This window comes from Anaerococcus sp. HMSC075B03 (genome assembly GCF_001815585.1).
In the GTDB taxonomy this organism is placed as follows: Bacteria; Bacillota; Clostridia; order Tissierellales; family Peptoniphilaceae; genus Anaerococcus; species Anaerococcus vaginalis.
On sequence record NZ_KV821167.1, the window covers coordinates 17,973 to 40,663 of the forward strand.

Here is a 22,691-nt window from a genome sequence, read left to right on the forward strand (position 1 = left end):
AAGGGACTGTTGTAAAAATTATGAATAATCATAATTCTACAACAGTCCCTTAAATATTTTTACTTATTTTTCTTCTTTATCTTTTGAATTTTTTTCTTCGTATTCTTCTTTTGTTAAAACATCAACTATTTCTGCTTTAACTGCTTGTACGTTTATTCCTGTTAGGCTATAAACTTCTTTTTTGATATTTCTATCTAATGATGCAAATACTTCTTGAGCTTTTTTGCCATATTCAAGAATTATTTTTGTATGAACTACAGCATTTTTTGCATCATCAACGTCGATTGAAATTCCTGATGTATTTTCTCCATCCGTAAAGTTATCAGCTATTGATGAAAATACATTTTTTTTCAATTCTAAAATTCCGTCTGTTTTTGTTAAAACTTTTTTTGCAATTTTTGCTATTACATTGTCGTTAATTGTATATTCACTTACTTCGTTTGCGTATTCTGCTTGAATTTCTTTGTTTTCAATTCTATCCATAATTTTCTCCTTTTAAATTTCAACTTACTAACTTGTTTGCCTTATATTTTTACCCGAAGTTTTTCTAAATAAACAATTATTAACAAAGATTTCAAATTATTTGGATAATTTTTTTATTATTTTTTCAATTTCTTCGATTTTTTCTATTCCATCTTCATTGTTTTTATCAAGTGCCTTGTAGACGCAATGTTCAAGATGGGAGGAGAGGACATCGGAATTTATATTTTTTAAAATCGAAATTGATGCCATTATTTGATTTGAAATATCTATACAATATCTGTCATCTTCAACCATTTTTATAAGTCCGTCTAACTGTCCTCTGACTGTTTTTAATTTTCTTAGGGTTTTATCTTTGTCAGCTTGCATTATTTATACTCTATGCCAACAAATTCATATCCAGCGTCATTTATTTTTTCTTTTATTTCGTTTTCATCAATAGCTCCAAAGTAATCGACTTCTGCTAATTTTTCATCTAAATTAACTTCGGCATTTTCAATTCCAGAAATATTTCTAAGAATTTCTTCTACACGATTTTTACAATGGTTACAGCTCATTTGATTTATCTTTACTATCATTTTGTTTAATTCGTTCATTTTTTTCTCCTTTATATTTTTATTTTTTTCTTTTTCAATTTCTTCTTTTATTTTTTCTTCGTTTTCAAAATTTGCTTTAAATTTTCTAAGTCTTAGTGAGTTTAAACAAACAAATATTGATGAAAAACTCATGGCAAAGGCTCCAAACATTGGGGAAAGTTTTAACCCAAAAGCAGGATAGAGAAGACCTGCTGCAAGTGGGATTCCAATTATATTATAGAAAAATGCCCAAAAAAGATTTTCTTTAATGATTTTTATGGTTGATTTTGAAAGTTTTAATGCTGATACAATATCCAAAATATTATTGTTAATTAAAATAATATCGGCAGATTCTATGGCTACATCTGTTCCATTTCCTATTGCCATTGACACATCACTTCTAACAAGGGCTGGCGCATCATTAATTCCATCTCCAACCATCAAGACTTTTTTTCCTAGTTTTTGCAAATTTTTAATTTCTTTTTCCTTGTCTTGGGGCAAAACTTCTGCGTATTTTTCGTCAATATTTAAGGCGTTTTTTATTGCCTCAGCAGTTTTTTCATTATCTCCTGTAATCATCCTAACTTCATAGCCCATTTTTTTCATTTCATCAATTGCAATTTTTGATAAATTTTTTGGTTTATCTTGAACGGCTATTATTCCAATTACATTTTTTTCATCAGCAAAATACATAGAAGTTTTTCCTTCATTTGAAAATTTATCAGCTTTTTTCTCATAGGATTTTAAATCTATATTTTTTTCTTTCATCAAGGAAATATTTCCACCATAATAAATTTTGTTTTCATATTTTGCTTTTATTCCCTTACCAGAAATCGCTTCAAAATCTTCTATATTTTTTGCTTGAATATTATTATCTTTTGCATATTCGCTTATGGCATGTGATAGGGGATGCTCGCTATTATTTTCGATTGAGCTTGCAATTTTTATAAATTCATTTTCATCAATTTCTGAAATTATATCAGTAACTTGTGGTCTTCCTTCAGTTATTGTTCCAGTTTTATCTAGTAAAATTGTATCAACTTTGTGAAGATTTTCTAAGCTTTCTGCATTTTTAAATAAGAGTCCAAATTGGGCGCTTTTTCCTGTAGCAACCATAATTGCCATTGGAGTTGCAAGTCCCAAAGCACATGGACAAGAAATTACTAAAACAGAAATTGCAAAATTTAAAGAAAATTCAAAACCATATCCTAAAATCATCCAAACTACAAAAGTAATTAAAGAAAGTATCATTACAGTTGGAACAAAAATTGCAGAAATTTTATCGGCAAGCTTTGCTATTGGTGCTTTTGTTTCATTTGCTTGATTTACAAGCTCAATTATTTTTGAAAGCGTAGTATCTTCTCCGACTTTTGTAGCTTCAAATATAAAAGAGCCTTGTTTATTTAAAGTTGCAGAAATAACTTCATCTCCAATATTTTTATTTACAGGAATTGATTCGCCAGTTATTGCAGATTCATCAACAAGAGATGAACCTTCTTTTACGATTCCATCAACAGGAATTGCCTCTCCTGGTCTAACCAAAATCAAATCTCCTTTTTTCAAATCTTCAACCAAGATTTCTACTTCTTTTTTATCTTTTAAAATTCTAGCTTTTTTTGGGGCAAGATTCATTAAAGATTCCAAAGATTTTTTTGTTTGACCTTTAGATTTTTTTTCGAAATATTTTCCCAAAGTAATCAAAGTCAAAATCATTGCTGATGATTCAAAATATAGGTTATGTCTATAATTTTCTACAATTTCAAATTTTTCAAAGCCAAGACCATAAGCCATTCTCATTATGGCAAATATTCCATAAATCAATGCGGCAAAAGATCCAAGTCCTACTAAAGTATCCATATTAGATGCTTTGTTAAAAAGAGCTTTAAAACCAGAAATATAAAAAATTCTATTTACAAAAACTATTGGCAAGGTTAATAAAAATTGCAAAAAAGCAAAGTTTACACTGCCACGCGCTCCCATTAAAAAATGAGGAAGTGGAAGATTTATCATGTGTCCCATAGAAATATACATCAATGGAATCAAAAATATAAAAGAAATAATTAATCTGTTTTTGACAATTTTTTCTTCATCAAAAGTTTTATTATTTTCTTTTAAATTATTTTTATTTTTTACCTTTGCTCCATAGCCAATTTTTTCTACAGCTTTTATAATATCATTTTCAGAAATTTTTCCATCATCATAAGAAACAGTCATGGTTTCCGAAATAAGATTTACATTTACAAAATCAACGCCGAGTTTTTCGACAGCTTTTTGAACATTTGCCTGACAAGATGCACAAGTCATTCCACTAACATCAAAGCGTTCTTTCATTTTACCTCCTAACTAACACCGTGTGGGGGTGTTATTTTTATTATATGCTTATAATAATTTTTGTAAAGAAATATTTTTTAATTTTGATGGGTAGAAAATAAGAAAGGAGTAAAAAATGAAAAGATACAATATGATTTTTAAAGGGAGAGTCCAAGGAGTTGGCTTTAGATATAAATCTTATTTGCTTGCAAATGAACTTGGCTTAACTGGAGATGTAAATAATTTATATGATGGAGATGTTGAATTAAATATTCAAGGAGATAGAGAAAAAATAGATTTATTTTTGGAAAAATTGGCTAAGGATAGATTTATAAGAATTGATGATATAGAAATTAAAGAAAAAGAATTAATAAAAGATGAGGAAAAATTTAAATTGTCATAAAAATTGAATTGTAACAAAAAAGGCTCTTGTAAAAAATACAAGAGTCTTATTTTTTGTCGAAAAAATTGCTTATTGCAGGATTTATTATTGCAAGAATTATTGATGCAATTAAAGCGGTTCCAAATGAATTTATGCTTGCACCACTTGCAAGATTAAATGTAATTTGTAAAACAATTGCGTTTACTATAAAAGAAAATAAACCAAAAGTTACAATTGTTAATGGTAGAGATAATAATTTTAAAATTGGTTTTATAATTGCATTTACAAACATCAATATTAAAGCTGTAATTATTATTGCCTTATTTTCTGTAAAAGTTATTCCATCAAATAAAATATCAAGAAGATAAAGACTAATTGCGTTTGCAATCCATTGAATTAAAAATGTCATTATTTTCACCTCGATTCAAATGATTTTTGTATATTAACTGTACAAGTTGAAAAGAAAAAATCAATATTTAAAGTAAAAAGCTCCATTTCTATGTGAAATGTACTATAATAATCTTGACTCATTTTTTTGGATAAGAGTTGATATTAAATTAAAAATATTTATTTTCTAAAATAAATAAAAAAATAAATGAAATTATTGAGGAGGAGAAATGATTTACACACTTACCTTAAACCCATCAATTGATTATGTTCTAAGAATAGATGAATTTTTGGATGGAGAAACTTTAAGAAGTAATAGTGAAGAAAAATATCCTGGCGGAAAGGGAATAATGGTTTCAAAACTTTTGAAAAATCTTGGAGAAAATTCAATAAATATTGGTTTTCTTGGTGGATTTACAGGAGATTTTATTAGAAAAAAATTAAATGATTTGGGAATCGAGGAAGATTTTACGAGAATCGAAGATGATTCTAGAATAAATGTGAAATTAAAATATGAAACAGAAACTGAAATAAATGCCCAAGGTCCTCAAATTAAAGAAGAAGAAATTGAAGAATTTTTAAATTATTTAGACCAATTGCAAGAAGATGATTTTGTAATAATATCTGGTTCAATTCCAAAATCTTTGGGAGATGATTTTTATAGGGTTATAGTAAATTTACTTGAAATGAATAATGTAAGATTTGCTCTAGACACTTCTGGTAAAAAATTATATAAACTCTCATCTTATAAACCATTTTTGGTAAAGCCAAATAAAAAAGAGCTTGAAGAAATTTTTGAAGATAAAATTGATAGTGATGAAAAAATTGTAAAATATGCAAGAAAATTAATTGACCAAGGAGCTGAAAATGTAATTGTTTCACTTGGTAAAGATGGCTCAATGTTTATTGATAGTAATATAGTTTATAAAGCAAGACCTATTGAAGGAAAATTAATTAATTCTGTAGGAAGTGGAGATAGCATGGTTGCAGGATATATTTATGGTTATATGAAAGGATTTTCAAAACTTGATTCATATAAACTTGCAGTCTCTTGTGGAAGTGCAACAGCCTTTAGTCCTGATATTGCTGAAAAAGAACTTATAGATGAAATTTTTAAAAAAGTTGAGCTTGAAGAATGGGAATAAAGCTATATGATTAAAAATCAAAAAAATAATTTTTCACTAGCCTAATAATTTAAGCTGGTGTTTTTTTATTGTTTAAAATTGGGTATAGGTAAAATAAGCGAGGTAAGATATGAAAGAATTAGAAAAAATTATAAATGAACAAAAAATATTTTTTAGAACTGGCTTAACCAACACAGAAGATTTTAGAAAAAAAACATTAATAACTTTAAAAAAATCTATTGATAAGTATAAGGAAGAAATTATTTATGCCTTAAAAATGGATTTAAATAAATCAAGCACAGAATCTTATATTTCAGAAATTGCAAGTGCCTTTGCAGAAATAGATTTTTCTTTAAAAAATTTATCGGATTGGATGAAAGATACAAGAGAGATTACAAATATGGAGGCAATGCCTGCAAAATCTTTTACAAGATATGAACCTTTGGGTGTAACTCTAGTTATTTCTCCATGGAATTATCCGTTTTTGCTTGCAATAAATCCAATTGTAAATGCAATTTCAAGTGGTAATACTGTAATTTTAAAAACTTCAAAAAAATCTTCTTATACATCAAAAATAATAAAAAAATTATTGGATGAAAGTTTTGATAGGGCGTTTATTTATTGTGTTGATAATGAAAAAGTAAGTCATGATGAACTTTTATCTTACAAATACGACCATATATTTTTTACTGGCTCTCAAAAAGTTGGAAAAATTATTATGAAAAAAGCAAGTGAAAATTTGACTAAAGTTACGCTTGAGCTTGGTGGCAAATCTCCTTGCATAGTTGATGAAAGTGCAAATTTAAAATTCGCCGCAAAAAGAATTATTTGGGGAAAGCTTTTAAACAGCGGACAAACTTGTGTAGCACCAGATTATTTGTTGGTTCATAAAGATGTTAAAAAAGAACTTTTAAGATTGATGAAACAAACGATATTAGAATTTTATGGCGATAGAGCATCGGAAAATCCTGATTATCCAAGAATAATTGACAAAAATTCTTTTGAAAGACTTATTAATTTGATGGAAGGTCAAAATATTTACACTGGTGGTTTGTATAATTCAAAAACTTTAAAAATTGAGCCTACAATAATTGATGATGTAGATTTTTCAAATAAAATTATGCAAGAAGAAATTTTTGGACCAATTCTTCCGGTGATAGAATACGATGATATTTTTAAAGTAATAGAAAAATTAAAATTTATGGATAAGCCTCTTTCAATGTATATTTTTAGTGAAGATAAAGAACATATTGATAGATTAACTTATGATTTATCATCTGGTGGAGTTTGTATAAATGATACGATAATGCATTTGACAAATCCTAATTTAGAATTTGGAGGAGTTGGAGAAAGTGGAATGGGCGGTTATCATGGCAAATTTGGTTTTATGAATTTTTCAAACAGAAAATCTATAATGATTAGGTCGAACAATATTGATATAAAAATAAAATATCCACCATATTCAAAAGGTCAAGAAAAAATAATTAAAAAAATTTTCAAATAAGAATCCTAATTTATCTAGGATTCTTATTTTTTATTTTATTTTAATTTATTGAATAAAAAAATTACAAAAGTATAATAGCTTTTATATCAAGGGGTGGTTTAATGGTGTTTATATCTGATGAAAAGAAAAATGAAATTTTAGGAAATTCAGATATTGTAGCAATTATTGGAGATTATGTAGATTTAAAAAAATCTGGAAACTCTTATAAGGGTTTGTGTCCTTTTCACAATGAAAAGACACCATCCTTTACAGTTGATGATAGGAAACAATTATTTCATTGCTTCGGTTGTGGCGAAGGTGGAGATGTTGTTTCTTTTATTATGCACAAAGAAGGACTTTCCTACATTGATTCTATGAAATATTTGGCTAAAAAAGCTGGTATAAAACTTGATGATACAAAATCTTCTAAAGAAAATAAAATTTTAAATAGATATTACGACATTAATAAAGATATAATGATGTATTTTTACAAAAATTTGTTGACTGATAAGGCTTGTCAAATTTATTTGAAAAACAGAGGATTTAGGTCAAATATTGTAAATACTTTTATGCTAGGTTTTGCCAAAAATTCTTGGGATGATTTATTATCTTATGTAAAAAATAAAGATTATCTTTTGGATGATATTGAAAATTTGGGTTTAATTAAAAAATCCCAAAATGGAAAATATTATGATAAGTACAGAAATAGGTTAATTTTTCCAATTATAAATCACTATGGAAAAGTTATTGGATTTGGTGGAAGAAGTATTGATTCTACTATGCCAAAATATTTAAATTCACCAGAAAGTCAAGTTTTCAAAAAAAGATATAACCTCTATGGTTTAAATATTTTCAAAAAACAATCTAATAAAGATATTATCTTGGTTGAAGGATATATGGATGTAATTGGTTTAAATAATCAAGGTATTGACCAAGCTGTGGCAAGTCTTGGGACATCACTTACAAGCGATCAGGCAAAACTTTTAAAAAGATATGCAAAAAATGTTTATATTTGCTACGACGAAGATAATGCTGGAATAAAAGCTACAGATAGGGCAATCGAAATTTTATTAGATGAAGGAATAAAACCAAATATAATTAGCCTTGAAAAAGGTCTTGACCCAGATGATTTTGTAAAAAAATATGGCAGAGATGCTTTTATTAAAAAAATGGATGAGGCTAGTGATGTTTACAATTACAAGTATAATAAAATTCTCGACTTATATGCGGAAAGTAAGGACAATGAAAAATTTGAAAAATTAAATTTATTTATAGAATTTTTATCTTCAATAAAATCAGATCTTACTAGAGAAATTTTTATAAATAATGTAAGCAAACTTTTTGATATAGATAAATCTACTTTAAAAGAATCTGTCTTAAAGTATAATGATAACTACAAAAAGACTTACAAAAATCAAAATAAAGATAGTTTTTATAATAAAAATGATTTTAAAAATTTTAACACCAATCAAAACACAATTATTGAAAGAAAAAAATATTCCGTTTCTACAAATGAGCTTGAAACGTTAAGATTATATCTTAATCAAAAAGATGAGTATGATGAAAATAAAGATTTTTTTGATCAAGTAATAGTGGATGAAAAATTGCTTGAAATAAAACAATATATTGATAAAAATGGTTTTGATAAAATAAGCGAAAATTTTTCAAATGACTACCAATTTATTATAGATTACATCAAAGATAAGTCCAATAAGATTGTAGGAAATGAATTAAAAGAAAAAATAAATTTAGAAAATAGAAAAAAACTTTTAAAAAAGTTAAGAAATAGAGACTAATCACTTCAAAGCTGGAGGGGAGACTTATGACTAGTGATAACGAAAAGATGCTAGAAGATGATCTTCTAAGGGAAATAATAGATGAATTTAAATCTATTAGTGAATCTCAAGATGGAGTTGTAACTTACAAACAAGTTTACACTTTTGAGACCTTTAAAGAAATGGAAGATGAAAGCAAAAAATATGTTATAGGCCAAATTATATCCAATGGAATAGAGATTGTTGAAGAACAAAGAACTGTTTTGGACGAAGATGAAGATGACGAAGAAATCAGAGAAGATCTTGATAATGATGACGATGAAGATTTTTCAGATGAAAAACTTGAAGATCACATGAAAAAAGTTTCTAACAAGCAAAAGTTAGAAAAAAAGTTTATACAAGATGAAGCTATCACTGGTATAAAGTTGGATGACCCTGTAAAAATGTATTTAAAAGAAATTGGAAAAGTTAAGCTATTAGATGCTCACGAAGAAATATTTTTGGCGAAAAAAATGGAGCTAGGAGATATAGCATTCAGGAGTAAAAGTGGCAAAAAACTTACCAAACAAAATAAAGTAAAACTTGCTTTAGATATATTTTATGGAGACCTTTCGTTAACTATACTTGGTGCAAATCAATCAATTTTAGAAAATAAAGAATTAGATGAAGAAACAAAAACAAATCTTGAGTCATTGATTGAAATTGGAAATCAATTTGAAAATATGTTAAATCAAGAATTAACAGATGAACAATTGGAAGCCATAAAATCTAAAATATTAATTTGCAATATTGCACAAAAATCTATAGCTGACAAAGAATTAAGTGAAAAAGAAGCAAATATTTTGTGTGATTTATTTGATAATTTTGGAAAATTAGTTGCAACAAAAGAATCTGACGATATAGTTTCACTAATTTATTTAGCTTTTTCAGACCTTTACAAAAAGGGAGCTGAAAATGAAATTTTGAAAACCAATGATAAGCTAATAATTAGCGATCTAATTAATTTTTCAAACAAAGCCAGGCAAGTTTATGAATATAAACCACTTTCAGAATCAAGTATAAAAGATTTGGAAAGATTTACAAAAACCAAAAATCTGTGCAAGAAAATTTTTGAAGATCAAGGATTTGATGCAGACGATGTAAAAAGATTAAATAGGGCAATATTTGATGCAAATAGGGCAAAACAAAAATTGGCAGAAACAAATTTAAGACTTGTTGTATCAATTGCAAAAAAATATGTAGGTCGTGGAATGAGCTTTTTGGATTTGATTCAAGAAGGAAATATGGGGCTTATGAAAGCAGTTGATAAGTATGATTACAACAGAGGATTTAAATTTTCAACTTATGCAACTTGGTGGATAAGACAAGCGATAACTCGTGCTATTGCCGACCAAGCTAGAACAATTAGAATTCCTGTTCACATGGTTGAAACAATTAATAAATTAGTTAGAATTCAAAGACAATTAGTTCAAGATTTAGGTCGTGATCCATCAAACGAAGAAATTGCTGAGCAAATGGGAATTGAAGTTGAAAAAGTTCAAGAGATAAGAAAAATTGCCCAAGAACCTGTTAGTTTGGAAACACCAATCGGCGAAGAAGAAGATAGCCACTTGGGAGATTTTATAGAAGATGATACAGCTATAAATCCTGATGATGCAGCAAATTATTCAATGCTAAGAGATCAACTAAATGATGTTTTATCTTGTCTTGGAGCAAGAGAAAAAAGAGTTTTACAATTAAGATTTGGACTTATAGATGGAACTCCAAGAACATTAGAAGAAGTTGGCAAAGAATTTGATGTTACACGCGAGAGAATTAGACAAATAGAAGCAAAGGCGCTAAGAAAATTAAAATCGCCTAATAAGAGTGAATTATTGAAAGACTTTTTATAAATGAAAATTACAAAACGACTAGAAAAAATAGCAAAGCTAGTTGATGAAGGTAAAAAAGTAATTGATATTGGGACTGATCATGGATTAGTCCCTTTATATTTAGCAAAAAATGAAATATCAAAAGAAATTCTTGCAACAGATATTTCAAAAAAAAGCCTTCAAAAACTAGAAGAAAAGCTAGATGATAATTTAAAACAAATAATAAAAACAAAAGTTTGTGACGGACTAAATGATATAGGAATAAAAGACAATCAAATAGCCATAATTGCAGGAATGGGTGCAGTTACTATAATTGAAATTATTTCTAATAATATAGAAAAGATAAGAAAACTTGATTATGTAATTTGTGAAGGAAATATTGGCAATGAAAAGTTAAGAAAATTTTTAAATGAAAATAGTTTTTTTATTGACAAGGATTTTCTTATTAAAGATGGAAGAAAACATTACGATATAATTAGATTTAAGAATGGAAAAGATAGAAAACTTTCTTTGGGAGAAATTTATTTTGGTAAATTTATCTACCAAGATTTCAATCCATTATTAAAAAAAAGACTTGAACAAATTTATAAGAAAAATATAAAATTTAAAGAAAATATAGAAAAATTTTCAGTAAATAAACAAGGAGTAGATCTTATTGAAGAAAGATTACAAGCAATAGAAGAGGTTAAATATTATGAAGATAAAAGATATAATTAAATTTTTGGAAGAAAGATTTCCACTGTCACTACAAGAAGATTGGGACAATTCTGGACTTCAAATTGGAAATATTGAAAATGACCTAACAAATATAATGATTTCTTTGGATATTGACGAACAAACAATACAAAAAGCAAAAGAGAAATCTTGTAATTTGATTATAAATCATCATCCATTTTTATTTTCTTCAATTAAATCAATAGACTTAAACGAAGAAAAGGGAAAGATTATTAAAGATTTAATTAAAAATGATATTACAGTTTTTGCCATGCATACCAATCTTGATATAGGTAAAGGCGGAGTGAATGATAATTTGGCAAAACTTTTAGAGCTTAAAGATATTTCAAATTTAGATACAAATAATGAAAATCCTATGGCAAGATTTGGATATACAGATGAAATAACAGCTTATGATTTTTCTAAATTTGTAAAAGAAAAATTAAATTGCAAAGGACTTATACTTTATGGAGATAAAAATAAAAAAATAAAAAAAGTTGCTCTTTGTGGAGGAGCTGGCAGTGATTTTATAAATGATGCAATTAAAAAAGGCTGTGATCTTATTGTAACAAGTGATGTAAAATATCATGAGGCTATAGATAATTGTAAAAAAATAAATATAGTCGATCCAGGACATTTCGCAAGCGAAAATCATATTATTTATATGATAAAAGATTTATTAGAAAAAAATTTTGCAACGGGAATATACACTTGTGCAAAAAAAGATTCATATAGAGAATTTATATAATCTTTACAAATAAAAAAATTATGATAAAATAAATAACGGAGTAAATTGAATAATCGCGTCAATGACGAGGAAAGTCCGTGCACCACAGAGTAAGGATGCTAGATAACGTCTAGTAAGGGCGACCTTCAGGCAAGTGCAAAAGAAAGTATACCGCCAAAAATTTTTGGTAAGGGTGGAACGGTGAGGTAAGAGCTCACCAGATAATTAGTGATAATTATGCTGTGTAAACCCCATCCGGTGCAAGAACAAAAGGGACATTAGGATTTCTACTCGAAACGGTCCAGTATGGTAGTTCGCTTGAGCTAATTGGTGACAATTAGCCTAGATAGATGATTATTTTTAACAGAACACGGCTTATAGATTTACTCTATTTTTATTAAATTTAACTATCCTAATATAAATAGGGTAGTTTTTTTATTGGAAAATTTAAAAATAAATTTGTAACAAATAAGAAAAAAATATAAAAAAAGTTACGAAATAAAAATAATTCTTCAAATATTTTAAATAAATTGGGATTATACAAGTGTTTTCACAAATAAATATAAAAAATATGTTAAAAAGTGTAATTTTTTTGTAACTTCTTATTGACTATTTTGTTAAAAAGTTATATTATTATTCTAGATTTCATAACAGATAAAAAAACAAATTTTAAACGGAGGAAACAATGAGTAAGAAAAATATAGGATCGACAATAGGAGTGTTAGCCGCAGTTACAATAGGTGCTTCTGCTTATGCTTCTACGATTAATAATTTAGATAAAGAAGATCAATCAAAAAAGGTATTAGAAAATAATGTATCTTATATTGAAAAAGAATATGCATCCAAAGTTAATTCTGTAAAAAAAGATTATTCTAACGAAGTTAAAAATACTAAATTTGCAGAAAAAACAGAGACAAAAAAAGATGCAAAATTATCTAAAACAAGAAATTTGGCTGATCCTACACTTTTTGAATCATCAAGTGAAGATGCTATAGTTAAAGCTGTAGATGAAAAAATTCAAGAAAATAAAGAAGAAGATCAAAATAAAAATCAAAATACAGTTGAACAAGCTTTAGAACAAAGCCCTGTAGTTGAAAAGTTTGTAGCTGTAGAATCATTAAATGTTAGGTCTTCAAAAAATGATCAAGAAAATAACGTAATAGACGTATTAAATAAAAATACTAAAGTAAGTGGACAAGTTGAAGATGGTTGGTTAAAAACTGATAAAGGATACATAAAATTAGACTTTTTATCTGATCAAGCTGTAGAAGATACTAACCAAGAAGATTTAATAGCCCAAGAAGAGGCAAGAAAAGCTGAAGAAGCTAAAAAAGCTGAAGAAGCAAGAAAAGCTGAGGAAGCTAAAAAGGCCGAAGAAGCAAGAAAAGCTGAAGAAGCTAAAAAAGCACAAGCTAGCCAAGCAACAAGTTATACTGGATGGGTAAATGTTAGTGCATTAAATGTAAGAAGTGGAGCAGGAACAAGTTCTAGCATTATTGGATCATTGTCAACAGGAGATAAAGTTTCAGGAACACTTCAAAATGGTTGGTTAAAAATCAGTTATAATGGACAAGTTGCTTATGTATCTGCAAACTGTTTATCAAATACAGAAGTTAAAAAACCAGTTGTTGAGAAAAAACAAGAAAACAATACACCAGCAAAACAAGAAAATACAGTTCAATCTCAAGCTTATACAGGTTGGGTAAATACAGCTGCATTAAATGTTAGATCAGGTGCATCAACATCATACAGTATAATAGGTTCTTATACTATGGGAGATAAAGTTAGTGGACAATTAGCTAATGGATGGTTGAAAGTAAACTATAATGGAAGAAGTGGATATATAAGTGCAAATCTACTTTCAAGTAAAGAAGTTGCTAAACCACAACAAGTTGTAGAAAATAATAAATCAAATAATAATGCAATTGGACAACAAACCGCAACTCAAACACCTCAAGCTTCAGCAAGTGGACAAGCTGCTGCAAATATTGCTAGACAATTTGTTGGTTATCCTTATGTTTGGGGCGGAACATCTCCAAGTGGATTTGATTGTTCAGGATTAGTTTATTATGCATATAAACAAATTGGAGTTAATTTAAATAGAAATTCTGCTGCACAATTCTCTAATGGATATTCAGTAGGTATCAATAATTTGCAACCAGGAGATCTTGTATTCTTTAATCAAAGCGGATCTATAGACCATGTAGGAATGATTGTTGATTATAATGGTAATTATGTTCATGCAGTAAGTCCAGGAGTTGGAGTTCAAATTGGAAATATCTATAATTCATGGAGTCAAAGAGTATTTGCAGGAGCAAGAAGAATATTTTAATTAAATAAATTAAAAACACCCTTAGGGGTGTTTTTTTAGGATTAAATTATGAAGATTATTAAGTCAAATGAAATAAAAAATGATATATTAAAAAATATAAAATATTGCAATAAAAAGAAAAGCTTATTAATAATATCTCAAAATAATGATTTAGCTGTAAATCAATATAAAAATGCAATTATAAGAAGATGTAATGAATTTAATATTGATTATATTGATAAAGAATTTAGTAAAGAAGATAATCATTTAGATATAATAAATTATTGTAATAATTTAAATGATATTGATGGTTTTATAGTTCTCCAACCTCTCTTAGAGTCGACAGATCTAGATTATTTAAGAGAAAATATTCCTTTTAATGATTTAGATGGCTTTAAGTATGATTCTTTAGGGAAAATAATGAATAAAAAATTTGAGAATTTACCACAAACAGTAAAATCTATTATAAAATTTATTAATTATATGAATTTAGACTTGGAGGGAAAGGATATAATAATAGCTAATTCAACTAATGTTATTGGAAAACCATTAGCTATGTATTTAAATTATAAAAAAGCTTCAGTAACACTCTTTAATTCAAAAACAAAAAATCAAAAAGAAAAAATTAAGAATTGTGATATATTTATATCTGCCATTGGAAAAGCAAATTATTATAATAAAGATTATTTTAGGAATGGACAAATAATAATTGATGCAGGAGTAAGTTTTGTAGATGGAAATATGTATGGCGATGTTGATTATGAGGATATAAAAGATTTAGATATAAAAATTGTTACTTGCAAAAATGGAGTAGGTTCTATTACAACCTTATCGTTATTAGAAAGTCTTTTATATAATTGAAAAGCATTTATTTTTCTTTATGGTATAATTATAAAGTGATTTAAAATGGCAAAAATTTAATAAAAGGCGAAGTATATGAAAAAATTTAAATTAGTAATTTTAGGTACAGATTTAAATGCTTATGGTGTTGCAAGAAGTGCCCATGAGCTTTATGGAATAAAATCTATTTGTATGGGAATAAAAAATTTAAGAGATACAAGAGATTCTAAAATATGTGAAGTACATACAAATGAAAATTTTGAAGACGATAATGTTTTTGTAGAGGAACTGATAGAATTAAAGAAAAAATATAAAGATTATGAATTGATTCTGATTTCTTGTTCCGATGGTTATTCATCTTTGCTTGTTAATAATAAAGAAAAATTAAAAGATTATTATCTATTTAATTACGTTGATAAATATATGCAAGAGAAATTGGAAAATAAAATTGATTTTTATGAAATTTGCGAAAAATATGGTCTAGATTATCCTGACACAGTTATTACAAATGACAATACAGATGAATCAATTAAAAAAATTGAATCAGAATTGTCTTATCCTATAGCATTAAAGGCAAATGATTCAATTGAATTTTATAATACTCATTTTGAGGGTAAGAAAAAAGCTTATAAAATTCACAACAATGAAGAATTAGTGAAAACTTTAAATCAAATTTATAATGCTGGATATACTGGAAAAATGATAGCACAAGATTTTATTCCAGGAGATAGTTCAGATATGTATGTTTTAAATGCTTATGTAAATACAAGTTCACAAGTAAAAATGATGAGCCTTGGCAAGTGTTTGTTAGATGAGGTCTTACCTTTAAATATCGGAAATTATAATGCTTTGGTAACAATGGGAGATGACAATATATATAAGCAATATAAGAAATTTTTGGAAGAAATTTCTTATACAGGTTTTGCAAATTTTGATTTGAAATATGATAAGAGAGATGGAAAGTATAAGGTATTTGAAATAAATATAAGACAAGGCAGGTCAAGTTTTTATATGAATGCAGCCAATAATAATTTTATTAAATATCTTGTAGATGATTTAATTTTTAATAAAGATGAACCATGCTATTATGAATATGAAAATGGATTATGGTTGTATGTTGATCCATCAGTTTTGAAAAAATATGTTAATAGAAAAGATAAAGACTTGGCTTTAAAAATGTTAAAGAAAGGCTATGTTTTTACAACTTGGTATGAGAATGATAAAAATTTTAAGAGATTCCTTAATTATATGAGAAGAAGATTTTCAACTATTAAATACTATAAAAAATTTTCTAATTAAATAAATTGCATATGATTTTAATGTAGGTATGCATAATTTTATTTTAAATTTTTAGATTAAGAGTATAAAATATTTTTATACTTAGATAATTGTAAATTTATTTATAAAGGCAAATTCAAATTTGATTTTGCTTTTTTATTTTACATAAAAAATAGCTAGATTTCTCTAGCTATTTTTTGTGATTTTAAAGATTTATTTTATTTATACCAATTTTTTTGCAGCTTCTAATGCGGCTTTATAATCAGGCAATTCTGTGTTTTGTTCTAGATATTCCACGTGAACTAATTTGTTTTCTTTATCTACAACGAAAACTGCTCTGTTTTGTAGTTTTAATTCTTTGATTAGGGTTGCGTATTTGTCTGCAAAATCTAAGAAATTGTAATCTGATACTGTTTTTACTTGATCTATTCCTTTTGCTGAGCAAAATCTTGCTTGGGCAAATGGAAGGTCGTTTGATATTGTTACGATTGAAACGTCAGGGCTTATATCTGCTGCAGCCTTGTTGAATTTTGTTGTTTGTATTTCGCAAACTGATGTATCAAGTGATGGTACTACTGATATAATTTTTATTTTTCCTTCTTCTTCTTTATAAAAATCATATTCTGACAAGTCGTTATTTATTGCCTTAAAGTTTGGAGCGCTATCTCCTACTTTTAGTTCTTCGCCTATTACTGTGATTTCTTCTTCACCGAATTTTTTCTTTCTTTCTGTCATTTATACCTCCTAAAATGTATAATTGTTTCTATATTAATATACCCATTTTTTTTATTTTGTAGGAGAAATTTTAAATAATTAGATTATTATTGTCAAATCCTTTTAAATAAGGTATAATTAATCAGTATGAAAGTTAGAAAATAAGGAGGAAGCAATGGCAGATATAGTTTTAAATTCAGAAAAAAGAGAAGCTGTCGGAAAAAATAAAGTTAATAAACTTAGACAACAAGCTATTGTACCAGGTGTTGTATATGCTAAAGATAAAGAAAATATAAATGTACAATTTACTTCTAGAGATTTTGAAAAAGTATTGTCTCAAGCAGGTACAACTACAATTATTGACTTAGATATTGACGGAGAAAAGGTACCAGTACTTATTAAAGATTATCAAATGCACCCATTTAAATCTCAATTTTTCCATGTAGATTTCCAAGCAATCAATGCTAAGGAAGCTATCAGAGTTTCTGTTCCAGTTTACTTAAATGGAAGAGATGACATTAGGGTTGAACCTTCTGTATTGGTTCAAAATATTGATACAGTTGAAGTTGAATGTTTACCAATGTATATTCCACAATATGCAGAATTGGAAGTTACTGATATGCAAATTGGGGATTCATTCACAGTAGCTGATTTTGATATTGCAAAAGATGAAAATATCAATATTTTACTTGAAACAGATGAAGTTGTTTGTTCACTTCAAGAACCTCAAGAAGAAGTTGTTGTTGATGAAGATAGCGAAGGCGAATCAGCAGCTGACGTACCAACTGTTAATGAAACTGAAGAAAAAGAAGACGAAGAATAAGTCTAAGAAACAAAGACCTTTACTGGTCTTTTTTTTTGCAAAAAATTATTTTTGATTTTAAATTTTTCTATTAGAATTTTTAAAAAAATTTGAAATTTTCTTACGAATTTTGTTTTTAAATTTATAAAAATTTTTTAATCAAGGAATGTTTTATAAAACTATTAAATGTTTGAAGTATTTGATATAATAATAATATGAATGGATTATTAATTGTATTTGAAGGTCCTGATGGTTCTGGAAAAACTACTGTCTTGGAAAAAGTTTATAATAAGCTTTTGGAAGATGGGTATGATATATATAAGTTTAGGGAACCTGGTGGAACTGATATTTCAGAAAAAATTAGAGAAATTATTTTGGATAATGAAAATATAGAAATGAATCCAAGGTGTGAGGCCTTGTTGTATGCAGCAAGTAGGGCTCAATTGGTAGGTGAGAAGCTTAGACCTTTGTTGGAGAAGGGTTCTATAATTCTTTGTGATAGATTTGTTCTTAGTTCTATGCTTTATCAAGGAATTGGAAGAGGTCTTGGTGTAGACGAAGTTAAAAATATTAATGATTTTGCCATTGGAGAAATTAGGGCGGATTTAACTTTGTTTTTGAATATTGATTATAAAACTGCCATTGATAGAAAAAGGAAAAATTTCATTTCTGATCGTTTGGAAAACGAAGATGATTCTTTTCACAAAAAAACTTATGATGGCTATATAGAATTATCCAAAAGGTTTAAGGATGAAATTATTTCAATCGATGCTAACAAAAGTATTGATACGGTTGTAGATAATTGTTTGGCTACTATAAAAACATATTTAAAGGAGAAAAAATGAAACTTTTAATAGCTATAGTTCAAGATGCGGATGCAAATTTTTTGATGGATTCTTTGACAGACAAAAGATATAGGGTAACAAAGCTTGCAACAACAGGTGGGTTTTTGAGAGAAGGAAATACTACTCTTCTTATTGGTATTGAAGAGGAAAATCTTGATGAAGTAAAGCAAATTATTGAAGATAATTGTAAAAAAAGAACAACTCAATCATCAGTAATTAATCCGACAGCAGATTCTCCACTTTTGGCAACAAGCGCACCAGTTGATGTTAATGTTGGTGGAGCTACTGTATTTATTTTGGATGTTGACCAATATATAAGAATCTGAAATGATAGAAATTTTAGAAAATCAAATAAAAAATGATAAACTTTCCAATGCCTATATCTTTGAATCAAAAAACTCTTCTTATAATCTAGATAAGGCATTGGAATTTTCTAAGAGCGTTTTTAATAATTTTGGTATAAATACCAAGCTTGAAGAAAATTCTGATTTTGAAATAATAGAAAAAGATGACAAGGAAAAAAACATAAGCATAAAAACCATTAGACTTTTGATAAAAGATATGTATCTTAGGCCTAGTAATGGAAAAATTAAAATATATATAATTAAAGATAGCGAAAATTTGAGCATTGAAAGTTCAAATGCCCTTTTAAAAAGCATAGAAGAGGCAAAAGATTATATAATTTTAATTTTTACAACAAATAATGCTTATAGTCTTTTAAAAACTATTAGATCAAGATGTCAAATCATAAGTTTTAAAAGTCAAATAGAAAATGAATTTGTAGACAGGGAAAAACTATCCTATATATTAAGTGAAATAATTTCTGGAAATTTTTCTTTTTATTACAAAAATAAAGATTTCTTTTCAAAGGCAAAAGATTATAAGGAAGAATTATTTGTAGAAATTTTAAATTTTTTCAATAATTTGATAAAATTAAAATATTACAAGAACAATGCAAAAGAGAACAAGAAAGTTTTATTTTACTTGAGAAAAATAGAAAATTTACCTTTTGATTCTATTGATAGGATAATAAGAAAAGCCGAACAAATAACAAAAGGATTTAAAAATAATGCAAATTTTGACATGGCAGTTGAAAATTTCCTTATTTTTATATATAGAGAGGGGAGAAATATTGAAAGTAGTAGGGATAAGCTTTAAAAAAGCAGGAAAAATATATTATTTTAATCCACTAGATTTTGATTTACATATTGGAGATAAGGTCATAGTTGATTCTAATTCATGTCTTGAAATGGGAATAGTTAAAACGCCAATTAAAGAAATAAATAAAAGCGATTTTGACCGTGAATTAAATGAAATTATTAGAAAAGCTAGTAAAGAGGATCTAGTTGAAGAAGAAATAAATAGAAAAGATGCCCTTGAGGCTGTAGAAATATGCCAAGAAAAGGCAGACAATCTTGGACTTAATCTTCATGCCATTGAAGCAGAATTTACTTTCGATAGAAAAAAATTACTCATTTATTTTTCATCAAATAATAGAGTTGATTTTAGAAAACTTGTAAAAGAACTTGCATCAATTTATAGAAATAGAATTGAACTTAGACAAATCGGAGTAAGAGACCATGCAAAATTGGTTTCAAGCGTAGGAATTTGTGGACAAAAATGTTGTTGTGCAAGATTTTTGAGCGATTTTCAACCCTTATCAATAAAAATGGCAAAAGAACAAGATATAACCCTAGATCCAAATAAAATTTCTGGTTTGTGTGGAAGGCTAATGTGTTGTCTATCTTACGAAAATGAAAGCTATAAAATAGCAAAAAAATCAATGCCAAAAGTAGGCGAAAAAATTCAAACAGAAGATGGAATCGGAGTAGTTGTAGAAAACAACTATGTAAAAGAAAAATGCAAAATCAGAGTAAGAATAGAAGAAGATGATACAGAAATCGAAAAATCTTATTGCCCAAAGGATATAAGAAGAATAGTTGACAAATAATTGATAAAAATGAGAAAATCTTGAGATTTACTATCATTTGACATTAGTTAATTTAACTACTATAATATTAATATAACAAATTAGGAGGTAAAATTATGGCTTATAGAATAGATGAAAATACATGTATATCATGTGGATCATGCGAAGGTGAATGTCCAGTTCAAGCAATTGAACAAGGAGACGCAGCATACGAAATCGACGAAGATGCTTGCATCAATTGTGGATCATGTGCAGCTGTATGTCCAGTAGAAGCAATCTCACCAGCAGAATAAGATATATACATATAAAAAATTAAGGCTCAGTTTATACTGAGTCTTTTATATTGCGTAAAATCTTTAAAAATTACAAAATTAATAATTAAAAAAATAATTGACAATTTTTACATTTTTTGCTAATATATCTTTTGATGTAAACAAGGAGGCATTATGAAAAATTCTAAAAAAATTTACCACGTAGAAGATAAGTTACCATTTAAATTATTGTTACCACTTTCAATCCAACACACATTCGCAATGTTTGGAGCTAGTGTCTTGGTCCCTATTTTATTTAAAATAAATCCAGGAATAGTACTTTTTATGAATGGTATCGGAACATTATTATTTATATTAATTACCAAAAAGAAAGCACCTGCTTATTTGGGATCATCATTTGCATTTTTAGCACCAGGAACAGCTATTATTGCAAGTCAAGGATTTCAATATGCGCAAGGTGCTTTTATTGTGGTCGGAACTCTAGGATGTTTTTTGGCATATATAATTTATAAATTCGGAATAGGATGGATAGATGTAGTATTGCCACCAGCAGCTATGGGTTCAGTCGTTGCCCTAATAGGATTTGAGCTTGCAGGAAATACAGTAACAGGCGGTTCAATCGGAGCTAATTTGATGACAGATACAGCAAGTTATAAAGATTTTATAATATTTGGAATTACACTTTTTACAGCCATAATTGGTTCAGTATCATTTAAAGGATTTTTATCAACAATTCCAATCCTAATAGCAATAGTAGTAGGATATATTTGTTCAGTATTTTTTGGAATGGTAGATTTTACACCAGTCTTAGAAGCAAAATTATTTACCTTACCAAACTTTTCAGCACCAAAATTTTCGATAGAAGCAATTTTATCAATGCTGCCAGTAATATTAGTAATAACAAGCGAACACATCTCCCACCAAGTTGTAACAAGTAATATTATAGGAAGAAATTTATTAGAAGATCCAGGACTACACAGGTCAATATTTGCAGATAACTTCTCATCAGCCCTTTCAGGATTAGTAGGAGGAGTTCCAACAACAACCTATGGAGAAAATATAGGAGTTATGGCAATAACAGGAGTATATTCAGTCCAAGTTATAGGAGCAGCAGCAATTATTTCAATATTAATGGCATTTGTAGGACCACTAGCAGCATTAATCCAAACAATCCCAGGAGATGTAATAGGAGGAGTAACCTTCTTGTTATACGGAATGATAGGAACAAGCGGAATAAGATTATTAGTAGACCAAAAAGTAGACTATTCAAAATCAATAAATTTAATCCTAACATCAACAATATTTATAGCAGGACTTTCAGGATTGTCAATAAAATTTGGCTCAATCCAATTACAAGGCATGGTACTAGCATCAGTAGTAGCAGTATTATTATCAGCCTTTATGACCTTGCTTAGAAAATTAAATTTAATAAATCAATAAAAAATAAAAATCAAGCTGTAAATTTATGGCTTGATTTTTTTAGTAATAAAAATTCAAAAAGAGACTAATAAAAAATGAAATCAATTTATTTTTTAAAAGTCTCTTTATTAAAATTGGATAAACAAAAAAAGAAATAAATTTATTTAATAATGTAAAAATTATAAAATTTAAAATTTTAAAATTAAAAATGGGCAAAAAAATGGAGCCACTTCCCAGGATCGAACTGAGGACCTCATCCTTACCATGGATGCGCTCTACCGACTGAGCTAAAGTGGCATATAATGTAATATACCACAGAAAAAATATTTTTGCAAATAATTTTAAATTATTCAAAAAAAACGGTATAATATGAGTAATTGTAGTAAATTTATGAAATTTATGGTATAGTAAGCTTATAATATTTAGGAGGAAATAATGAGTAAAGCACAATT

The 22,691-nt window shown here is 27.5% G+C and carries 22 protein-coding genes, 1 tRNA gene and 1 other RNA gene; 18 read left to right on the top strand and 6 right to left on the bottom strand.

What is annotated here, in order from left to right; translation table 11 throughout:
* Positions 1 to 63: 63 nt before the first annotated feature.
* The 3 genes from HMPREF3045_RS01590 to HMPREF3045_RS01600 all read right to left on the bottom strand — a co-directional run bounded on the left by HMPREF3045_RS01590 (position 64) and on the right by HMPREF3045_RS01600 (position 3,386).
* Positions 64 to 483, bottom strand: coding sequence for an Asp23/Gls24 family envelope stress response protein (locus HMPREF3045_RS01590; RefSeq protein WP_019117548.1), 420 nt, complete (start codon positions 481 to 483; stop codon positions 64 to 66).
* Positions 484 to 579: 96 nt separating this feature from the next.
* Positions 580 to 849 (bottom strand): metal-sensing transcriptional repressor, encoded by a 270-nt coding sequence (locus HMPREF3045_RS01595; protein WP_004838968.1) that lies wholly within the window; start codon positions 847 to 849, stop codon positions 580 to 582.
* The gene (locus HMPREF3045_RS01600; protein ID WP_070736857.1) at positions 849 to 3,386 is read right to left on the bottom strand and encodes a heavy metal translocating P-type ATPase; all 2,538 of its coding nucleotides are present in this window, start codon (positions 3,384 to 3,386) and stop codon (positions 849 to 851) included. Before HMPREF3045_RS01600 ends, HMPREF3045_RS01595 begins: the two co-directional genes overlap by 1 nt.
* Positions 3,387 to 3,501: 115 nt before the next feature.
* Between HMPREF3045_RS01600 and HMPREF3045_RS01605 the strand changes: the two genes are divergently transcribed.
* On the top strand, positions 3,502 to 3,768 hold the full coding sequence (locus HMPREF3045_RS01605) for an acylphosphatase (protein WP_070736858.1): 267 nt from the start codon (positions 3,502 to 3,504) through the stop codon (positions 3,766 to 3,768).
* A gap of 46 nt (positions 3,769 to 3,814) precedes the next feature.
* On the opposite strand, the gene HMPREF3045_RS01610 is transcribed toward HMPREF3045_RS01605, so the two are convergent.
* A complete protein-coding gene (locus tag HMPREF3045_RS01610) occupies positions 3,815 to 4,156 on the bottom strand; it encodes a phage holin family protein (protein WP_004838965.1) in 342 nt (113 codons plus the stop codon).
* A 208-nt stretch (positions 4,157 to 4,364) separates the two neighbouring features.
* Here HMPREF3045_RS01610 and pfkB point away from each other — a divergent pair, with 208 nt between their 5' ends.
* From pfkB to HMPREF3045_RS01660, 10 genes are all read left to right on the top strand, one after another.
* On the top strand, positions 4,365 to 5,279 hold the full coding sequence (gene pfkB / locus HMPREF3045_RS01615; RefSeq protein ID WP_070736859.1) for a 1-phosphofructokinase: 915 nt from the start codon (positions 4,365 to 4,367) through the stop codon (positions 5,277 to 5,279).
* Positions 5,280 to 5,388: 109 nt separating this feature from the next.
* Positions 5,389 to 6,762, top strand: a complete 1,374-nt coding sequence (locus tag HMPREF3045_RS01620; protein ID WP_070736860.1) for an aldehyde dehydrogenase family protein — start codon at positions 5,389 to 5,391, stop codon at positions 6,760 to 6,762.
* Between the two features lie 101 nt (positions 6,763 to 6,863).
* Positions 6,864 to 8,537 carry a DNA primase gene (gene dnaG / locus HMPREF3045_RS01625; protein WP_070736861.1) on the top strand — a complete coding sequence of 558 codons (1,674 nt, stop codon included), beginning with the start codon at positions 6,864 to 6,866 and terminating at the stop codon, positions 8,535 to 8,537.
* 26 nt (positions 8,538 to 8,563) lie between these two features.
* Positions 8,564 to 10,408, top strand: coding sequence for an RNA polymerase sigma factor RpoD (rpoD, locus tag HMPREF3045_RS01630; protein WP_070736862.1), 1,845 nt, complete (start codon positions 8,564 to 8,566; stop codon positions 10,406 to 10,408).
* Positions 10,409 to 11,104, top strand: coding sequence for a tRNA (adenine(22)-N(1))-methyltransferase (locus HMPREF3045_RS01635; RefSeq protein ID WP_070736863.1), 696 nt, complete (start codon positions 10,409 to 10,411; stop codon positions 11,102 to 11,104). It abuts the gene before it with no gap.
* Positions 11,082 to 11,849 (top strand): Nif3-like dinuclear metal center hexameric protein, encoded by a 768-nt coding sequence (locus HMPREF3045_RS01640; protein ID WP_070736864.1) that lies wholly within the window; start codon positions 11,082 to 11,084, stop codon positions 11,847 to 11,849. The genes HMPREF3045_RS01635 and HMPREF3045_RS01640 overlap by 23 nt, the downstream gene beginning before the upstream one ends.
* Positions 11,850 to 11,886: 37 nt before the next feature.
* Positions 11,887 to 12,222, top strand: an RNA gene (rnpB, locus tag HMPREF3045_RS01645) — RNase P RNA component class A.
* A 291-nt stretch (positions 12,223 to 12,513) separates the two neighbouring features.
* Positions 12,514 to 14,160 carry a C40 family peptidase gene (locus tag HMPREF3045_RS01650; protein ID WP_070736865.1) on the top strand — a complete coding sequence of 549 codons (1,647 nt, stop codon included), beginning with the start codon at positions 12,514 to 12,516 and terminating at the stop codon, positions 14,158 to 14,160.
* A gap of 48 nt (positions 14,161 to 14,208) precedes the next feature.
* Positions 14,209 to 15,000, top strand: a complete 792-nt coding sequence (locus HMPREF3045_RS01655) for a bifunctional 5,10-methylenetetrahydrofolate dehydrogenase/5,10-methenyltetrahydrofolate cyclohydrolase (protein WP_070736866.1) — start codon at positions 14,209 to 14,211, stop codon at positions 14,998 to 15,000.
* 75 nt (positions 15,001 to 15,075) lie between these two features.
* On the top strand, positions 15,076 to 16,278 hold the full coding sequence (locus tag HMPREF3045_RS01660) for a carboxylate--amine ligase (protein ID WP_070736867.1): 1,203 nt from the start codon (positions 15,076 to 15,078) through the stop codon (positions 16,276 to 16,278).
* A gap of 201 nt (positions 16,279 to 16,479) precedes the next feature.
* Here the strand turns inward: HMPREF3045_RS01660 and tpx are convergent, their stop codons facing one another.
* Positions 16,480 to 16,992: a thiol peroxidase gene (gene tpx, locus HMPREF3045_RS01665; protein WP_004838955.1), complete on the bottom strand. Its 513-nt coding sequence runs from the start codon at positions 16,990 to 16,992 to the stop codon at positions 16,480 to 16,482.
* 154 nt (positions 16,993 to 17,146) lie between these two features.
* Between tpx and HMPREF3045_RS01670 the strand changes: the two genes are divergently transcribed.
* From HMPREF3045_RS01670 to uraA, 7 genes are all read left to right on the top strand, one after another.
* Complete coding sequence (locus HMPREF3045_RS01670; protein ID WP_070736868.1) at positions 17,147 to 17,794, top strand: 50S ribosomal protein L25; 648 nt, start codon at positions 17,147 to 17,149, stop codon at positions 17,792 to 17,794.
* Between the two features lie 194 nt (positions 17,795 to 17,988).
* Positions 17,989 to 18,618 carry a dTMP kinase gene (gene tmk, locus HMPREF3045_RS01675; RefSeq protein ID WP_004838953.1) on the top strand — a complete coding sequence of 210 codons (630 nt, stop codon included), beginning with the start codon at positions 17,989 to 17,991 and terminating at the stop codon, positions 18,616 to 18,618.
* Positions 18,615 to 18,944, top strand: a complete 330-nt coding sequence (locus tag HMPREF3045_RS01680; protein WP_004838952.1) for a cyclic-di-AMP receptor — start codon at positions 18,615 to 18,617, stop codon at positions 18,942 to 18,944. The genes tmk and HMPREF3045_RS01680 overlap by 4 nt, the downstream gene beginning before the upstream one ends.
* A 1-nt stretch (position 18,945) precedes the next feature.
* On the top strand, positions 18,946 to 19,776 hold the full coding sequence (locus HMPREF3045_RS01685) for a DNA polymerase III subunit delta' (RefSeq protein ID WP_070736869.1): 831 nt from the start codon (positions 18,946 to 18,948) through the stop codon (positions 19,774 to 19,776).
* Positions 19,751 to 20,569, top strand: coding sequence for a PSP1 domain-containing protein (locus HMPREF3045_RS01690; RefSeq protein WP_019117560.1), 819 nt, complete (start codon positions 19,751 to 19,753; stop codon positions 20,567 to 20,569). The genes HMPREF3045_RS01685 and HMPREF3045_RS01690 overlap by 26 nt, the downstream gene beginning before the upstream one ends.
* A gap of 95 nt (positions 20,570 to 20,664) precedes the next feature.
* On the top strand, positions 20,665 to 20,841 hold the full coding sequence (locus tag HMPREF3045_RS01695; protein ID WP_070736870.1) for an indolepyruvate ferredoxin oxidoreductase subunit alpha: 177 nt from the start codon (positions 20,665 to 20,667) through the stop codon (positions 20,839 to 20,841).
* Positions 20,842 to 20,994: 153 nt separating this feature from the next.
* Positions 20,995 to 22,260 carry a uracil permease gene (gene uraA, locus HMPREF3045_RS01700; RefSeq protein WP_070736871.1) on the top strand — a complete coding sequence of 422 codons (1,266 nt, stop codon included), beginning with the start codon at positions 20,995 to 20,997 and terminating at the stop codon, positions 22,258 to 22,260.
* A 200-nt stretch (positions 22,261 to 22,460) separates the two neighbouring features.
* On the opposite strand, the gene HMPREF3045_RS01705 is transcribed toward uraA, so the two are convergent.
* Positions 22,461 to 22,536, bottom strand: a tRNA-Thr gene (locus HMPREF3045_RS01705).
* Between the last annotated feature and the right edge of the window lie 155 nt (positions 22,537 to 22,691).

Coding starts and splice junctions, on each gene's coding strand:
- HMPREF3045_RS01590 (WP_019117548.1), bottom strand. CDS start 483: ATGGATAGAATTGAAAACAAAGAAATTCAAGCAGAATACGCAAACGAA.
- HMPREF3045_RS01595 (WP_004838968.1), bottom strand. CDS start 849: ATGCAAGCTGACAAAGATAAAACCCTAAGAAAATTAAAAACAGTCAGA.
- HMPREF3045_RS01600 (WP_070736857.1), bottom strand. CDS start 3,386: ATGAAAGAACGCTTTGATGTTAGTGGAATGACTTGTGCATCTTGTCAG.
- HMPREF3045_RS01605 (WP_070736858.1), top strand. CDS start 3,502: ATGAAAAGATACAATATGATTTTTAAAGGGAGAGTCCAAGGAGTTGGC.
- HMPREF3045_RS01610 (WP_004838965.1), bottom strand. CDS start 4,156: ATGACATTTTTAATTCAATGGATTGCAAACGCAATTAGTCTTTATCTT.
- pfkB (WP_070736859.1), top strand. CDS start 4,365: ATGATTTACACACTTACCTTAAACCCATCAATTGATTATGTTCTAAGA.
- HMPREF3045_RS01620 (WP_070736860.1), top strand. CDS start 5,389: ATGAAAGAATTAGAAAAAATTATAAATGAACAAAAAATATTTTTTAGA.
- dnaG (WP_070736861.1), top strand. CDS start 6,864: ATGGTGTTTATATCTGATGAAAAGAAAAATGAAATTTTAGGAAATTCA.
- rpoD (WP_070736862.1), top strand. CDS start 8,564: ATGACTAGTGATAACGAAAAGATGCTAGAAGATGATCTTCTAAGGGAA.
- HMPREF3045_RS01635 (WP_070736863.1), top strand. CDS start 10,409: ATGAAAATTACAAAACGACTAGAAAAAATAGCAAAGCTAGTTGATGAA.
- HMPREF3045_RS01640 (WP_070736864.1), top strand. CDS start 11,082: ATGAAGATAAAAGATATAATTAAATTTTTGGAAGAAAGATTTCCACTG.
- HMPREF3045_RS01650 (WP_070736865.1), top strand. CDS start 12,514: ATGAGTAAGAAAAATATAGGATCGACAATAGGAGTGTTAGCCGCAGTT.
- HMPREF3045_RS01655 (WP_070736866.1), top strand. CDS start 14,209: ATGAAGATTATTAAGTCAAATGAAATAAAAAATGATATATTAAAAAAT.
- HMPREF3045_RS01660 (WP_070736867.1), top strand. CDS start 15,076: ATGAAAAAATTTAAATTAGTAATTTTAGGTACAGATTTAAATGCTTAT.
- tpx (WP_004838955.1), bottom strand. CDS start 16,992: ATGACAGAAAGAAAGAAAAAATTCGGTGAAGAAGAAATCACAGTAATA.
- HMPREF3045_RS01670 (WP_070736868.1), top strand. CDS start 17,147: ATGGCAGATATAGTTTTAAATTCAGAAAAAAGAGAAGCTGTCGGAAAA.
- tmk (WP_004838953.1), top strand. CDS start 17,989: ATGAATGGATTATTAATTGTATTTGAAGGTCCTGATGGTTCTGGAAAA.
- HMPREF3045_RS01680 (WP_004838952.1), top strand. CDS start 18,615: ATGAAACTTTTAATAGCTATAGTTCAAGATGCGGATGCAAATTTTTTG.
- HMPREF3045_RS01685 (WP_070736869.1), top strand. CDS start 18,946: ATGATAGAAATTTTAGAAAATCAAATAAAAAATGATAAACTTTCCAAT.
- HMPREF3045_RS01695 (WP_070736870.1), top strand. CDS start 20,665: ATGGCTTATAGAATAGATGAAAATACATGTATATCATGTGGATCATGC.
- uraA (WP_070736871.1), top strand. CDS start 20,995: ATGAAAAATTCTAAAAAAATTTACCACGTAGAAGATAAGTTACCATTT.